Below are 15,086 nucleotides of genomic sequence, written 5' to 3' on the forward strand. Positions count from 1 at the left end.
CGGCTACTTCGCGGTGAGATACGTGCGCAGTGTGTCGAGGACTTCCTCGGGACGCGTGCCCAGATCCCAGCGGCCGAAGATGAGCAGCTTCTCCGCGCCGTCGTGGTCCACATCCATTTCCAGCATGGGCAGGCGGCGGCCGAGCCGCCGGTAGTGCACCACGCGGGCGCGCATGACCTGATCCGCGGTGTAGCGCTGCGGCCCGGTCAGGCCGCGCACCACCAGCTGCGCCGGTTCACCGGGCTCGATGGCCAGGCGCGGGCGCTGCCGTGCGCCCATGAAGGCCAGGAACAGCACGCCCGCCGCGGCCAGCCCGATGAGCAGTTTGGCCGGAGGGTCGTTCGAGACGACGGCGGCCACCGCGAGCGCGAGGCCGCCGATACCGCAGGCGACGATGGCCGCGGTGGGGGTGGACCAGGAGAGCCGGGAGTCGGTCGGCGTGGTCACTGTCCGCACTCCATCCTCGAGTTGTCCACAAGGTCATCCACAGGTGTGTATGAATAACAATGATGTAAGGCACTCATCGCCAGCGCATGGTCATGATCAGACCCACGACCATGAGGCCGAAGCCGACCAGGAAGTTCCACGCGCCCAGATCGTTCATCCAGCTGATCTGCTCGGCCGCCAGGTAGTAGACGAGCAGCCACACCAGGCCCGCGAGCATGAAGCCCAGCATGATGGTGACGTACCAGACCGGTGACGGGCCGGCCTTCACCTTGACCGGCGTCCGGCTGGCCGGGTTGATCGTGTAATCGGTCTTCTTCCGGACCTTCGACTTGGGCATGACGTCCTCTTTTTTGGCGTGCGGTCTGGTTACAGGTTATCCCGGGCACCCTGGGGAAAGGCGACTTGGGGAGCCGTTCGGCGGTATTGCGTGCGACGTTTGCGGGCGCGACAACTACTCTCGACATATGCGTGTTCTGGTCGTCGACAACTACGACAGCTTCGTCTTCAACTTGGTCCAGTATCTCGGACAGCTGGGTGTCGACGCGGTGGTCTGGCGCAATGACGACCCGCAGCTCGCGGATCTGGACGCCGTGGTGACGAGCTTCGACGGCGTGCTGATCAGCCCCGGACCGGGCACCCCCGAGCGCGCCGGCGCCAGCATGGACCTGGTGAAAGCCTGTGCGCGGCACGAAACCCCGCTGCTGGGCGTGTGCCTGGGACACCAGGCCATCGGCGCGGCCTTCGGCGCGACGGTGACCCGGGCCCCCGAACTGCTGCACGGTAAGACCAGCGATGTCTTCCATATCGGCGCGGGCGTGTTGGCCGGTCTGCCCGACCCCTTCACCGCCACCCGCTACCACTCGCTGACCGTGCTGGAAGAGACCATGCCGGCCGAGCTGGAAGTGCTGGGCCGCACCGAATCCGGCATCGTCATGGCCATGCGGCATCGCACGCTGCCCATTCACGGCGTGCAGTTCCATCCCGAATCGGTGCTCACCCAGGGCGGGCACCGCATGCTGGCCAACTGGCTCGGCGTGTGCGGCGAGCGGCCCGCCGAGGGTCTGGTGCAGACCCTGGAGGCGGAGGTCGCGGCACTGGTGTGAGTGGCCTGAGGAGACCGCATGTGCTGCTGTCGGTGGCGGTGAGCATCGACGGCTATATCGACGATGCGGGACCGGACCGGCTGCTGCTGTCCAATGCCGCCGATTTCGACCGCGTCGACGAACTGCGGGCCGAGTCCGACGCCGTTCTCATCGGCGCGGAGACCCTGCGCCGGGACAATCCCCGGCTGCTGGTCAATGACGAGGAACGCCGCCTGCGCCGCATCGCCGCGGGCAAGCCGGAGTACCCACTGCGCGTAATCGTCACCGCGCGCGGTGATTTGGACCCGGACCTGCGCTTCTGGCACTGCGGCGGCGAACGGCTGATCTACACCACCGATCCCGGTGCCGCACGCCTCGACGAATGGATATTCGGCGAGAGCGAAGTCGTATCCCTGGGCGAGACCATCGATTTCGCGGCCCTGCTGGACGATCTCGCCACCCGCAAGGTGTCTCGCCTCATGGTCGAAGGCGGCGGTTCCATCCACACCGCCTTCCTCTCCACGGGCCTCGCCGACGAAATCCGCATGGCCGTCGCCCCGATCGCGGTCGGCGATCCCGCCGCCCCCCGCTTCCTCGGCCCCGCCGCCTTCCCCGGCGGCACACTGCATCGCATGCGGTTGGCCGATGTGGGCCGGGTCGGCGATATGGCGCTGCTGACGTATCTGCCGAAGGAGGAGTCGAATGTCGTCGGATGAGGCCCGCCTGGACCGCGGCTGGATGCGGCACGCCATCGGCCTGGCCCGCCTGTGCCCGCGCAGCGAAACCGCCTTCTCGGTGGGCGCGGTCATCGTCGGCGCGGACGGCGTGGAAATCACCCACGGCTGGTCCCGCGAAACCGACGACAAGGTCCACGCCGAGGAATCCGCGCTGAACAAGCTGGAACCCGACGACCCGCGCCTGCCGCACGCAACCATCTACAGCACCTTGGAGCCGTGTTCCCTCCGTGCCAGCAAGGACCGCACCCCGTGCACGGACCGCATTCTGGCGGCCGGAATCCGGCGCGTGGTTATCGCCTGGCGCGAGCCGGGCACATTCGTGGACAACTGCATCGGCGTCGAGCGGCTGCGCGAGCACGGCGTCGAGGTGGTCGAGCTGCCCGATCTGGCGGACGAGGCCATGTCCATGAATCGGCACCTGCGGCTCTGAGGCGTTTCACAGACGCCGTTTCGTGTTCCTGTCGCGCATGACAGTCACTGCGATCAACACCGCGATTCCGGAGAACACCCCGGCGATACCGATACCGAGCGTGGTCAGCACGCCCCAGACAATCGAGGACCCCATGCCAAGCCCGATGGCGACGGTGGTACCGAACGATCCCGCCGTCTGCACCGGGTAGGTGCCGGTCTGCTCGCCGCGCCGCATCACCCGGCAGCGGCGGGACTTCATACGGCGATCCGGCCACCCCGAAAGGATGACAGAAAGCAGCCTCAGGTTTGTGGCCTACGGCTTTCAGGGGGCACAGTCGTTTCGACTACCGCGAACTCACGGCGGGCCGAGGGAGAGGACGCCGGTCGTGATGGTTACCGTCTGGGTCTTGCCCAGTGAGGAGCCTGCGCTCGGTTGCTGGGCGATGATGCGGCCGACCTCGCCGGTGTTCAGGGTGCTCTGGGTGGTTTGGGTGATCTGGCCGGCCCAGCCGCGTTGGCGGAGTAGGTCGGCCGCTTGGGCCGGGGTGAGGCCGCGGAGGTCGGGCATGGAGATCTGGTCGCCGGTGGAGACCTGGACGGTGACGGTGGAGCCCTTGTCGGCCATGGTGCCGGCGGCCGGATCGGTCTCGATCACCGTGCCCTTGGGCTGTGAGTTCGGGACTTCCTCGATGACGACCTTGAAGCCCGCGCTGTCGGCCAGGTTCGGTTTGGCCACATCGATGGATTGGCCGACCACGTCGGGGACGCGCACCTTTTCCGGGCCGGAGCCGAGGGTGATGGTGACCTGGCCGCCGGCGTCGATCTTCTGGGCCTCGCCGGGGACCTGGCTGGTGACCTTGTCTTTTTCCTCGGCGCTGGAGGGTTCGCGCTTGATGTCCGGGTTGAGTTGGAGGCCTTGGGCTTTGAGTTGTTGTTCGGCTTGCTGCTGGGTGAGGCCGGCCAGGCGCGGGACCGAGACCTGGGCGGGGCCGGTGGACACCTGCAGGGTGATGGTGGAGCCCTTGTCGACGCGGGAGCCGCCCAGCGGCTGGGTGGCGATGACATTGCCCTGCGCGATCTTGGAGTCGGCCTTGTCCTGGACGGCCACGCTGAAGCCGAGCCGTTCCAGATCTCGTTGCGCCAGTTGGGCGTTCTTGTTGGCCAGGTCCGGCACCGCCACCTGATCGGGGCGCGCGCCGGGGCCGACCAGCATCCACAGCAGGGCGCCGATCAGGATTACCGCGACCGCGCCGAGCCCGGCGACCAGCATGGTGCGGCGCGGCGGCGAACCGGGTTCGACGATCTCCTGTTCGGTGGTGTCGTCGCGGCGTTCCACGGTGCGGTAGGTGCGCGGCGGCGGCAGTTCGTCGTCGAGGAAGCCGGCGCTCTCCTCCTCGGTCATGACCATGGGGGCGGTGGGCTTCTGCCCGCCCAGCACCCGGATCAGGTCGGCGCGCATCTCGGCGGCCGTCTGATACCGGTTGGCCGGGTTCTTGCTCATGGCCTTGAGAATCACCGAGTCCAGTTCGCGCGGGACGCCCGGATGCACGTGCGAGGGCAGCCGCGGATTCTCTCGCACATGCTGGTAGGCCACCGCGACCGGCGAATCGCCGGTGAAAGGCGGTTCGCCGGTGAGGATCTCGTAGAGCACGCAGCCCACCGAGTACACGTCCGAGCGCGCGTCCACCTGTTCGCCGCGGGCCTGCTCGGGCGAGAGGTACTGGGCGGTGCCGATGACGGCCGCGGTCTGGGTCATGGGATTGGAGCTGTCGGCGATGGCGCGCGCGATGCCGAAGTCCATCACCTTCACCGCGCCCGCGCGGTTGATCATGATGTTGGCGGGCTTCATATCCCGGTGCACGATGCCGTTGCGATGCGAGAAGTCCAGCGCCGCACACACATCGGCAATGATCTCCATGGCGCGCCGGGGCGGCAGCGGGCCCTTGCCGCGCACGATGTCGCGCAGGGTGTCGCCGTCGACGTACTCCATCACGATGTAGGGCAGCGGCCCGCCGTCGATCTCGGCCTCGCCGGTGTCGTAGACCGCCACGATGGCCGGATGATTCAGCGCGGCCGCGTTCTGGGCTTCCCGTTTGAAGCGCAGATAGAACGTGGGGTCACGGGCGAGATCCGCGCGCAGCACCTTGATCGCCACATCGCGGCCGAGCCGCATATCGCGGGCCTTGTGCACTTCGGACATGCCGCCGAACCCGATGATCTCGCCCAGCTCGTAGCGAGACGAGAGGTTCTTCGGGGTCGTCATGGCAGTCCTCGAGGGCTGGAGGGAGCGAAGTTGTCCTGCGATGAAGCGGGTTCACGGCCACCGTTTCCGATGCCCCCCGGAAATGTTAGTGAGGGGAAGCTCGGCAGCGGGAAGCGATCGGTGGTCGTCTTCGGCGGCGCGGTGGTCTTCTCGGCCGTCGTCGTCGGCGGCGCGGTCGTGGTCTTCTGCGGCGTGGTCGTCGGCGGCGTGGTGGTGACCGGCGGCGGCGTGGTCGTGACCGGCGGTTCCTCGGTCGTCGGCGGCGGCTCGTAGGTGGGCTGCACCGGCTGCGGCCGGGTGGTCGGCGGCACCGTGGTGGTGGTGCTCGGCGGCACCTGCGGCGGCGCCACCACGACACTGGTCTTGGTGGTCGGCGTCGACTCCGGCGGATTGCCGCTGAGCAGCACGAAAGCGGCCGCGGCGCCGAGGATCAGCGCGCCCACGCCGAGACCGGCGAGGGCCTTCTGGCTATTGGTGAAGCGTCCGCCGGACTCGCCGGCGCCGCCGAACTTGGCCGGCGGGGGCGGCCCGGCGGGCGTGTTCGGACCCGACATCATGACGGTCGCGCCGGTGGGCGGCGCGGGCTGCGGCTGCCGCATGGGCTGCGGCGGCGTCGGATAGCGCGTGGTGGCCTGGTCGGCATTGTTGGCGCCGGGAATCACCATGGTCGGCCCGGGCGGCAGGATGCGGGTGGCCCCGGTGGCCGTGCCGGTCGGGATGCCGCCGGTGGCGGGCGGTCGGCGGCCGGAGCGCACCGCCGCCACCGCGTCGGCGAATTCGCCGCCGCTGGTGTACCGCAGCTGCGGATCCTTGGCCATGGTGATCTCGATGAGCTCGCGCACATTCGGCGGCAGGTCCGCCGGCAGCGGCGGCGGCGCGTCGCGCACATGCTTCATGGCGACGGTGAGGGCGCCGTCACCGGTGAACGGCCGCGTCCCGGCGAGAGCCTCGTACCCGACCACGCCCAGGGAGTACACGTCGGAGGCGGAGGTGGCTTCCTCACCGGTGGCCTGTTCCGGCGCGATGTACTGGGCGGTGCCCATGACCATGCCGGTCTTGGTGACCGGTGAGGCGTCCACGGCCTTGGCGATGCCGAAGTCGGTGATCTTCACCAGGCCGGTCGGGGTGACGAGGATATTGCCCGGCTTCACATCCCGGTGCACCACGCCCGCCGCGTGCGCGACCTGCAGTGCGCGGCCGGTCTGCTCCAGCATGTCCAGGCCCTGGGCGACCGAGAGCCGCCCCATCCGGTTGAGCACCGCATTGAGCGGTTCGCCCTGCACGAGTTCCATGACCAGGTAGGCGGTTTCGCCGCCGGAGGGGTCCATGGTCTCGCCGTAGTCGTAGATGCCGGCGATGCCGGGGTGATTCAGCTGCGCGGTGGTCCGCGCCTCGGTGCGGAAGCGGTGCCGGAAGGTGGGGTCGGCGGAGAATTCCGCCTTGAGCACCTTCACCGCGACCCGGCGATCCAGCCGGGTGTCGAGCGCTTCCCAGACCTGGCCCATTCCACCGGTGGCGATCAAGCGTTTCAGCCGGTACCGGTCCGCGATCATCGCACCGTTGTTCAGCATTCGAGACCCTGTCTACCTTGCATGTTCATATCGTTCAGCCCCCCTGCAATCCGGCATCGAGCACCGCGCGCGCAATGGGCGCGGCGACCGATCCGCCGGTGGCGGCCAAGGCCCGGTCGCCGCCGTTCTCGACGATCACCGCAATGGCGATCTTCGGGTTCTGCGCCGGCGCGAAGGCGATGTACCAGGCGTGCGGCGGGGTGTTGCGGGGATCGCTGCCGTGCTCGGCGGTGCCGGTCTTGGAGGCGATCTGGTAGCCGCGCTGCTGGTTGCCGCCCTGGGTGTTCTTCTCCGATTCGATCATCAGGGTGGTCAGCTGGGAAGCCACCGGCTGGCTGATGGCCTGGCCGACCGACATGGGTTTGACGGTCTCCAGGGTGGACAGGTCGGGGCCCTGCAGCTGATCCACCAGATGCGGCTGCATCCGGACGCCGCCATTGGCGACGGTGGCCGCGATGACCGCATTGTCCAGCGGGGTGAGCGCCACATCGCGCTGCCCGATGCTGCTCTGGCCGAGCGCCGCGTTGTCGGGAATGGTCCCGACCGTGCTGTCCGCCCAGGGAATCGGAATATTCGGATGCGTGCCGATGCCGAAGGCGGCGGCCTCGTCCTTGAGCTTCGCGGCCCCCACTTTGATACCGAGCTCCACGAAAGCCGTGTTACACGAGTACTTGAAGGCCTCGGTGAGCGACGCGGTCGCCGAATCGCCGGGACCGCAGTGGCTGCCGTTGTAATTCTCCAGCGTGGTCGTGGTGTCCGGCAACGTGATCCGCGGCGCCGCGGTGAACTGGTCGTCGGGCTTGGCGATACCGCTGGACAGCGCCGCCGCGGTGGTGATCACCTTGAAGGTGGAACCCGGCGGATAGGTCTGCGACACCGCGCGATTCAGCATGGGCTGGCGCGGATCGGTCTGCAGCGACTTCCACGCCTCGCCGGCGGCCGCACCGTCGTGGGTGGACAACAGGTTCGGATCGTAGGACGGCGTGGACACCATGGTCAGGATGCGGCCGGTGCTCGGTTCGATGGCCACCACCGAACCGGTGTAGCCCTTGGCGGTGAGCTGCTCGTAGGCCACCTTCTGCATGACCGGGTCGAGCGTGGTGATCACATTGCCGCCGCGCGGATCCCGGCCGGAGACCATATCGATGAGCCGCCGCCCGAACAGCTGGTTGTCCGAGCCGTTGAGCACCGAATCCTCGGCGTGCTCGAGCCCGGTGCTGCCGTACTGCATGGAGTAGAAGCCGGTCGCCGGCGCGTAGGCCAGCGGATCGGTCGGGTAGGTGCGCAGGTACTTGTAGCGGTCTTCGGTGGCGACCGAGCTGGCCAGCACGGTGCCCGCGGCGGAGATCTGGCCGCGCTGGCGGGCGTACTCGTCGAGCAGCACGCGCACATTGCGGGGATCGCTGCGCAGGCTGTCGGCCTTGATGACCTGGACGTAGGTGGCGTTGGCGAGCAGCGCGACGATCATGACCATGACGGCCATGGCCACCCGGCGCAGGGGTGTGTTCACGCGGCGCCCCCCTTCGGCGGCCGCTTCACCAGTTCGGTGGGCGCGTCCGCGATCGGCTGGTCCGGCAGCCGCTTGCGCGCCGGGGCGGGCGCGCGGGCGGCGTCGGAGACCTTGATCAACAGGGCCAGCAGGGCGTAGTTGGCCAGCAGCGAGGAACCGCCGTAGGAGACGAACGGCGTGGTGAGGCCGGTCAGCGGAATCAGTTTGGTGACACCGCCGACCACCACGAACAACTGGATGGCGATGGTGAACGCCAGGCCCGCGGCGAGCAGCTTGCCGAAGCTGTCGCGGACCGCCAGCGCGGTGCGCAGGCCGCGGATCACGAAGACGCAGAACAGCATCAGGATGGCGGCCAGGCCGATCAGGCCCAGCTCCTCACCGATGGTGGTGATGATGAAGTCGGTCTTGGCGAAGGGCACCTGCGAGGGCCGGCCGCTGCCCAGGCCGGTGCCGGCCAGACCGCCGGTGGCGAGTCCGAACAGCGACTGCGAGATCTGGTAGCCGGTGTTGTTGTAGTCGTCGAAGGGATGCAGCCAGGTCTCGACGCGCACCTGCACATGCCCGAAAGCGTTGTAGGCGATCACGAATCCCAGGGCGAGCAGCCCGAGCCCGATGATCACCCAGCCCACCCGCTCGGTGGCGATGTAGAGCATCACCAGCACGGTGCAGAAGATGAGCAGCGAGGTGCCGAGGTCCTTCTCCAGGACCAGCACCCCGAGGCAGACCACCCAGACCACCAGGATCGGGCCGAGATCGCGGGCGCGCGGCAGTTCCATGCCGAAGACGTGCTTGCCCGCCGCGGTGAACAGGTCGCGCTTGGCGACCAGCACGCCCGCGAAGAAGATGATGAGCAGGATCTTGGCGAACTCACCGGGCTGCATGCTGAAGCCGGGCAGCCTGATCCAGATCTTCGCGCCGTTCACCTCGGAGAACCGGCTCGGGAGCAGGGCCGGGATGGCGAGCGCGATGAGCCCGATCAGGCCCAGGGTGTAGGCGTAGCGCGCCAGCGTGCGGTAGTCGCGCAGCACGATCAGCAGCGCCATGAAGACCACCATCCCCAGCCCCGTCCACAGCACCTGCTGATTGGCATCGGGGGAGGGGATGGGCTGGGACGCGGAGGCGGCGTTCTGCGCTTCGGCCAGATCGAGCCGGTGGATCAAGACCAGCCCGAGCCCGTTGAGCAGCGCCACGATCGGTAGCAGCAGCGGGTCCGCGAAGGCCGCGAAGCGCCGCACCGCCAGGTGCGCCACCCCGAACAGGGCCAAATAGGACGCGCCGAGTTTGGCGATGTCCCAGGTGATGGACTGTTCCTGACTGGCCTCCACCAGCACCAGCGACACCGTCACGATCACCGCCGCGAGCCCGAGCAGCAACAGCTCGGCATTGCGCCGGGTGGACGGCGGCGGCGCGGGTGCGAATCCGCCCGGCGGACTGGGAAAGGCCCCAGCGGACGGTGGTGCCGGCGCGGACATCAGTCCGTCACCCTGCAGTTCTGACCCGGCGTCTGCGGCACGGTCGTGGTGGTGGTGACCGGCGGCGTCGGCTGCTCGCTGACGCCCGGGGAACGCGGTTCCAGCGGACGGCCCTCACCGGTCTGCTCACCGGCGCCCGGCTGCGGGGCGCCCGGCGTGGTGGTGGCTGGCGCGGCGGGCGTGGTGGCGGTGGTGGTCTGGCCCGGATCGGTGGCCGGGGTGGTCGGCTGCCCCTGGGCGGCCTTCTCGCACGGCGGCAGCAGTTCGCTCTGCGCCAGCGCCTGCATCTGCTTGACGGCATCGTCGCGGGAGCCGGGCGGCAGGCCCTTGTCGACCGAATCACGGCCGGTGGGCTTGAGATCGGTGAGCTTCAGTTCCCGGCAGCCGGCCGGGAAACCGGCGCCGGGGGCGGTCAGCTGCAGTTCCCCGGTGCGGGTGACGCAGCCGACCTGATCGACATCGCGAATGGAGTAGCCGAGCACCGAACCGGGTAGCCCGCGCAGCACCACGACCCGGCCATTGTCCGCGCCCACGTAGTAGTTGCCGCGAATCATGTTGTAGCCCACGGTCAGTCCCGCGCCCACCGCCACCAGCAGCGCCAGCGACAGGGCCAGCCAGCGCAGTTTATGGCTCTTCTTCGGCGGTTCCGGCTCCGGCGCGGAGACCGCGCGGCGCGGGACCGCGCGCGGCGGTCTCATGGCGGCGGCGCGCCCGGCGGCGGTATTCGGCGGCGGCGTGTCCTCGTCCTCGCCGGAGGCCGCGCCCGCCACGATCGGATGGGACTGGCCGTAATCCAGATCGATGACATCGGCGACCACGACGGTCACATTGTCGGGACCGCCACTGCGCAAAGCCAATTCGATGAGCCGGTCGGCGGCCTCGTCGGTGCTGCCCTCGCGCAGGGTATTGGCGATGGTCTCATCGCTCACCACATCGGACAGGCCGTCCGAGCACAGCAGGTACCGGTCCCCGGCGCGCGCCTCGCGCACCACCAGGGTGGGCTCGATCTCGTTGCCGGTGAGCGCCCGCATGATCAGCGAGCGCTGCGGATGGGTATGCGCCTGCTCGGGGGTGATGCGGCCCTCGTCGACCAGCGACTGCACGAAGGTGTCGTCGCGGGTGATCTGGGAGAGCTCACCGCCGCGCAGCATGTAGGCGCGGGAGTCGCCGATATGGGCGAGGCCGAGTTTGGAGCCGGCGAACAGGATGGCGGTGAGCGTGGTGCCCATGCCGTCGAGCTCGGGCTCCTCCTCGACCTGATCGGCGATGGAGGCATTGCCCTCGCGCACCGCGCGATCCAGCTTGCCCAGCAGATCCGGGCCGGGCTCGTCATCGTCGAGATGCGCCAGCGCCGCGATCATCAGCTGGGAGGCGACTTCACCGGCGGCGTGACCGCCCATGCCGTCCGCGAGCGCGAGCAGCCGCGCTCCCGCATAGACGGAATCCTCGTTGTTGGCTCGGACGAGACCGCGGTCGCTGCGCGCTGCGTAGCGGAGAACAAGTGTCACGATCGCAGCTCGATCACTGTCTTACCGACACGGACTGGGGTGCCGAGCGGAACTCGCACCGGGGTGGTGACCTTCGACCGGTCGAGGTAGGTCCCGTTGGTGGAACCGAGATCCTCGACGTACCAGTCCTCCCCGCGCGGCGACAGGCGCGCATGCCGGGTGGAGGCGTAGTCGTCGGTGAGGACCAGTGTGGAGTCGTCCGCGCGCCCGATCAGCACCGGCTGTGTGCCGAGTGAGATGCGGGTGCCGGCGAGTGAACCCTGAGTCACCACGAGATATTTGGCGCCCTTCTGGCCCCGGCGCAAGGACGGGAGCACCGCGGAACCGCCAGCGGCGCGCGGTGCGACCCGGATACCGGAGGCCGCGTAGATATCGCTGCGTAGGGTCCGCAGCACCGCCCAGACGAACAGCCAGAGCAACAGCAGGAACCCCGCACGGGTCAGTTGCAGGATCAATCCCTGCACGGTGCTCCACCTCCTGTTCGACCGTGTCGTAGGTACGGGCAGTCAGTACGGAAAAAAGCTCCGTGACCCCCAACCGGTGCGCTTCGGCATGCCGCCTCGAGTGTTGGCAGCATCATAGGGCCGACGACCGGTTGCGATCACGATACGACCGAGGAATCTCGAGCCATATCGTGACCTGCATCGCGAGCTTACGGGATCAGACGATCCGGATCAGGATCTCGGAATGCCCGGCGCGGATGACATCCCCGTCGGCGAGCTGCCAATCCTGTACCGGCGACCCGTTGACCAGCGTTCCATTGGTCGAACCGAGATCGGAGAGCATGGCCGTCTGGCCGTCCCAGCGGACCTCGATATGACGTCGCGAGACCCCGGTGTCGGGCAGCCGGAAGTGGGCGTCCTGGCCGCGGCCGATGATGTTGCTGCCCTCGCGCAACTGGTAGGTGCGGCCGGAGCCGTCGTCCAGCTGCAGCGTGGCCGAGTAGCCGGAGGCGCCCGCCGGGGCCGCGTACCCGCCCTGCTGGCCGTAGCCGCCCTGCTGCTGCCCGTAGGCCTGATCGTCGGCGTAGCCGCCCTGATCGGGGTACTGGTCGTAGCCCTGCTGGCCGTAACCCTGCTGGCCGTAGCCGCCCTGGTCGTATCCGGGCTGCTGCGCGTAGCCCTGCTGCTGGCCGTAACCCTGGTCGGCGTACCCGCCCTGCTGGCCGTAACCCTGATCGGCATAGCCCTGCTGGCCGTAGCCTTGATCGGCGTAGCCCTGGTCGTAGCCGCCGCCCTGCTGGCCGTAGCCCTGATCGGCGTAACCCTGCTGGCCGTAGGCCTGGTCGCCGTACCCGCCCTGCTGGCCGTAGGCCTGATCGCCGTAACCACCCTGCTGGCCGCCGCCGTAGCCGCCGCCCTGCTGCTGGTAGTCGTAGCCGTTCTGGTAGTCGCCGTAGCCCTGCTGATCGGGCGCGTAGCCGCCCTGATCGGGGTACTGCTGACCGCCTTGGGGCGGATAGTCGCCGTAGCCCTGCGGGCCGGGCCGGCCCGCAGGCGGGGGCGCGTACCCGCGGTTACGTGGATCGGACTCCGCGGGCTCACGGCTGGGGTCGTAGCCTGAGTTCTGCGTCATGGGGCCAGCTCCTGGTTGCGGGTTGGGTCGTGGTCTGCGTTCAGGGTCGCGCGCCGGGCCCGCCCGGCGGTCGGCGGCCGGTGTGCCGCCGACGGCGTCCGGGTCCACCCGGCCGCGTGTCCTGAACTGTCCGGTGTGCAGCGTAGGGGATGCCTCGAACTCCACGTGCACTTCGCCGTAGGTCTGCCATCCTTGCTCGCGGATGTAGTCCTGCAGGTGTTTGGCGAATGCTCGCACGGTGAGGTCGTGGTCGGCCTGTCCCTCGCCCTGGACGAGCTGCCCCAGGTCCGACTCGTTGATGGTGATGACATAGCTGTTGGGTGCCAGCAGGTGGCCACCGCCGACGTCCTGGACGTGGTCGGCGGCCTCGCGCTGCAGCGCCGCCTCGACTTCCTGCGGGACGACGCTACCGCCGAACACCCGGGCGAACACATCACCGACAGCCCCTTGGAGGCGCCGTTCGAATCGCGAAACGATCCCCATCGCCCCTCCTCTCGGGTCAGGACGCTCCCTCGAGTGAAGCGTGCTTCGTGTCGTGCGTGTGCGACGCCGTGGCCCTGCCCGTCGGGCAAGGTGAACGCGGTGCATCCCCGATACAGCGACACGCGAACATGGCGTGTCGCCGCAGGGACACGGTGATTGCATGATATCCACGATCGTCCACACCTGTAACTCTTGGAAACGGCCCAAGGTTCCCTAGGTGGGAGTAACCATGTCCACCGGCGATAACCAGGCGATTTCGTTTTGGCGCATACCCCGTGATACGTTTCTTCCCGTCGCTCGGGCGAGTGGCGGAATGGCAGACGCGCTGGCTTCAGGTGCCAGTGTCCGTAAGGACGTGGGGGTTCAAGTCCCCCCTCGCCCACTTGAATAGGCATTAGGCCCGATCCGGATTCCGGATCGGGCCTAATGTCTTTTTCCGTGATCTCTGTGCGTGCGAAACGGTCGGCATCTTTCCTGGTGGCGGCCATGGCGGTAATGGGCTGGGCGGCAATGGGTTCCGCCGGTGCGGCGTGGGGGCCGCTGGCCGAGCCGAATCCGTATCTGGGTCCGGTGGGCACCTCGACCATGCACGGCGACGCCGGATCCTCCGATGCCGTCCCGTATCCGGGACCGGGCACCGGCGCGCAGCTGAAATCGGTCTATCCGCTGGCCTCGGCCTGCCCGACGCTGCTACAGGGTTCGGACGGCTTGGTGGTGGCGCTGTGCACGGCCATCGTGAATCGCGCGCCAGTGGTGCATCTCATAGATCCCGCCGCCGCGGGGCCCGTGGCCGGATCGCTCACCGCGCTGGAACTTTCACGCGGCGGACTGCTCGGCGGCGTGTATGCCTACCTGGACAACGCCGATCGTCTGGTGGTGGTCGACGGGGAGCGGCGACTGCTGCGGATCGGGCATGCGCGCGGCGACGCCGGCTGGCGGCTCTCCATCGAGGAGTCGGTGGATCTGTCGGCGGCCATCCCGGACGGCGACAGCGTGACGGGCCTGGTCCCGGACTGGTCCGGCACGGTCTGGTTCGCCACGGCGAAAGGGATTGTCGGCACGGTGGGTTCGGGCGGCGCGGTCGCGACTCTCGCGCTGCCGGCGGGGGAGCAGGTGGCCAACAGTATCTCCGCCGCGCCCAGCGGGCGGGTGACCGTCGCGACCACGCACGCGCTCTACGAGTTCACCGCGGATGCGGCGGGCCGCCCGCACCAGTTGTGGCGCGCGGTCTACGACCGAGGTTCGGCGCGCAAGCCCGGCCAGTTGTCCTGGGGCACCGGATCCACGCCCACCTATTTCGGTCCGCGCACCGGCGCGGACTACCTGACCATCGTGGACAACGCCGACGGGCAGGTGCACGTGCTCGTATACCGGTCCGGCAGCGGTGAACTCGTGTGCGAGCAGCCGGTGCTGACGCGCGGCGGCCCGGGCAGTGAGAATTCGCCGATCGGGGTGGGCCGGTCGGTCTTCGTGGCCTCCACCTACGGCTATCCGTATCCGGCGGTGCCGGAGGGCGCGGGTCCGGCGGTGCCGGCTGCGGCGCCGTTCACCGGCGGGATGACCCGGGTGGACATCGACGACGCGGGCGGCTGCCGGACGATCTGGGAGAACACGGTGCGCAGTGCGGCGGTGCCCCATCTCGCTATCGGTGACGGGCTGCTGTACACGGTGACGCGGGTGGGCCTGCCGGTCACCACCCCGGCGGACGGTTACGCGTTCACGGTGCTGGATCCGGAGACCGGGGCGGTGCTGTCGGATCGGGCGCTGCCGGGCACCGTCGTCTCCGATCCGCTGCAGACCTCGCCGCTGCTCCTGCCGAGCCAGGGCGTACTGCAGGGGACGACCACCGGGATCGTGCGCGTGGACCGCTGAATGGGATGGAAATTCCCAGGTCGCATGCGGTGTGACGAAGATCGCAGCCCCGGCCGGGAACCCCCCGGCCGGGGCGTTGCCGGAGGGGTTTTCCGGGGCCGCGCGGGGGTGAAAAACGATTGCCGGAAGGTGTCGGCTCGGGTATGCGCCCGATT

14 protein-coding genes and 1 tRNA gene are annotated in these 15,086 nt (G+C 68.8%); 5 read left to right on the forward strand and 10 right to left on the reverse strand.

What is annotated here, in order from left to right; all coding sequences use genetic code 11:
* Positions 1-3 precede the first annotated feature (3 nt).
* Positions 4-447 (reverse strand): PH domain-containing protein, encoded by a 444-nt coding sequence (locus tag ACFVIV_RS07005; protein WP_379193864.1) that lies wholly within the window; start codon positions 445-447, stop codon positions 4-6.
* 73 nt (positions 448-520) lie between these two features.
* On the reverse strand, positions 521-784 hold the full coding sequence (gene crgA, locus ACFVIV_RS07010; RefSeq protein WP_379193865.1) for a cell division protein CrgA: 264 nt from the start codon (positions 782-784) through the stop codon (positions 521-523).
* A gap of 127 nt (positions 785-911) precedes the next feature.
* Here crgA and ACFVIV_RS07015 point away from each other — a divergent pair, with 127 nt between their 5' ends.
* Genes ACFVIV_RS07015 through ACFVIV_RS07025 form a run of 3 tightly spaced genes read left to right on the forward strand, consistent with a single transcriptional unit; the run spans position 912 to position 2,696 of the window.
* Positions 912-1,550 (forward strand): aminodeoxychorismate/anthranilate synthase component II, encoded by a 639-nt coding sequence (locus ACFVIV_RS07015; protein ID WP_379193866.1) that lies wholly within the window; start codon positions 912-914, stop codon positions 1,548-1,550.
* A 20-nt stretch (positions 1,551-1,570) separates the two neighbouring features.
* The gene (locus ACFVIV_RS07020) at positions 1,571-2,245 is read left to right on the forward strand and encodes a RibD family protein (protein WP_379193867.1); all 675 of its coding nucleotides are present in this window, start codon (positions 1,571-1,573) and stop codon (positions 2,243-2,245) included.
* Positions 2,232-2,696: a dCMP deaminase gene (locus ACFVIV_RS07025; protein WP_379193868.1), complete on the forward strand. Its 465-nt coding sequence runs from the start codon at positions 2,232-2,234 to the stop codon at positions 2,694-2,696. The genes ACFVIV_RS07020 and ACFVIV_RS07025 overlap by 14 nt, the downstream gene beginning before the upstream one ends.
* Positions 2,697-2,702: 6 nt before the next feature.
* On the opposite strand, the gene ACFVIV_RS07030 is transcribed toward ACFVIV_RS07025, so the two are convergent.
* From ACFVIV_RS07030 to ACFVIV_RS07065, 8 genes are all read right to left on the reverse strand, one after another.
* On the reverse strand, positions 2,703-2,936 hold the full coding sequence (locus ACFVIV_RS07030; RefSeq protein WP_379193869.1) for a hypothetical protein: 234 nt from the start codon (positions 2,934-2,936) through the stop codon (positions 2,703-2,705).
* Positions 2,937-3,032: 96 nt separating this feature from the next.
* Entirely contained in the window at positions 3,033-4,940 is a 1,908-nt protein-coding gene (gene pknB / locus ACFVIV_RS07035; protein ID WP_379193870.1) for a Stk1 family PASTA domain-containing Ser/Thr kinase, read from the reverse strand.
* Positions 4,937-6,511 carry a serine/threonine-protein kinase gene (locus ACFVIV_RS07040; protein WP_379193871.1) on the reverse strand — a complete coding sequence of 525 codons (1,575 nt, stop codon included), beginning with the start codon at positions 6,509-6,511 and terminating at the stop codon, positions 4,937-4,939. The genes pknB and ACFVIV_RS07040 overlap by 4 nt, the downstream gene beginning before the upstream one ends.
* Positions 6,512-6,545: 34 nt before the next feature.
* On the reverse strand, positions 6,546-8,021 hold the full coding sequence (locus ACFVIV_RS07045; RefSeq protein WP_379193872.1) for a peptidoglycan D,D-transpeptidase FtsI family protein: 1,476 nt from the start codon (positions 8,019-8,021) through the stop codon (positions 6,546-6,548).
* Positions 8,018-9,493: an FtsW/RodA/SpoVE family cell cycle protein gene (locus ACFVIV_RS07050; protein ID WP_379193873.1), complete on the reverse strand. Its 1,476-nt coding sequence runs from the start codon at positions 9,491-9,493 to the stop codon at positions 8,018-8,020. Before ACFVIV_RS07050 ends, ACFVIV_RS07045 begins: the two co-directional genes overlap by 4 nt.
* Positions 9,493-11,001 carry a protein phosphatase 2C domain-containing protein gene (locus ACFVIV_RS07055; protein WP_379193874.1) on the reverse strand — a complete coding sequence of 503 codons (1,509 nt, stop codon included), beginning with the start codon at positions 10,999-11,001 and terminating at the stop codon, positions 9,493-9,495. Before ACFVIV_RS07055 ends, ACFVIV_RS07050 begins: the two co-directional genes overlap by 1 nt.
* On the reverse strand, positions 10,998-11,465 hold the full coding sequence (locus ACFVIV_RS07060) for an FHA domain-containing protein (protein ID WP_379193875.1): 468 nt from the start codon (positions 11,463-11,465) through the stop codon (positions 10,998-11,000). The genes ACFVIV_RS07055 and ACFVIV_RS07060 overlap by 4 nt, the downstream gene beginning before the upstream one ends.
* 196 nt (positions 11,466-11,661) lie before the next feature.
* Positions 11,662-13,059 carry an FhaA domain-containing protein gene (locus ACFVIV_RS07065; protein ID WP_379193876.1) on the reverse strand — a complete coding sequence of 466 codons (1,398 nt, stop codon included), beginning with the start codon at positions 13,057-13,059 and terminating at the stop codon, positions 11,662-11,664.
* Positions 13,060-13,358: 299 nt separating this feature from the next.
* On the opposite strand from ACFVIV_RS07065, the gene ACFVIV_RS07070 reads away from it, so the two are divergent.
* Both ACFVIV_RS07070 and ACFVIV_RS07075 read left to right on the forward strand, forming a co-directional pair.
* Positions 13,359-13,441: transfer RNA gene (locus tag ACFVIV_RS07070), tRNA-Leu, on the forward strand.
* A gap of 104 nt (positions 13,442-13,545) precedes the next feature.
* Complete coding sequence (locus ACFVIV_RS07075) at positions 13,546-14,931, forward strand: hypothetical protein (RefSeq protein ID WP_379194203.1); 1,386 nt, start codon at positions 13,546-13,548, stop codon at positions 14,929-14,931.
* Positions 14,932-15,086 lie beyond the last annotated feature (155 nt).

This window comes from Nocardia sp. NPDC127526, from assembly GCF_042672265.1.
Taxonomy (GTDB): Bacteria; Actinomycetota; Actinomycetes; order Mycobacteriales; family Mycobacteriaceae; genus Nocardia.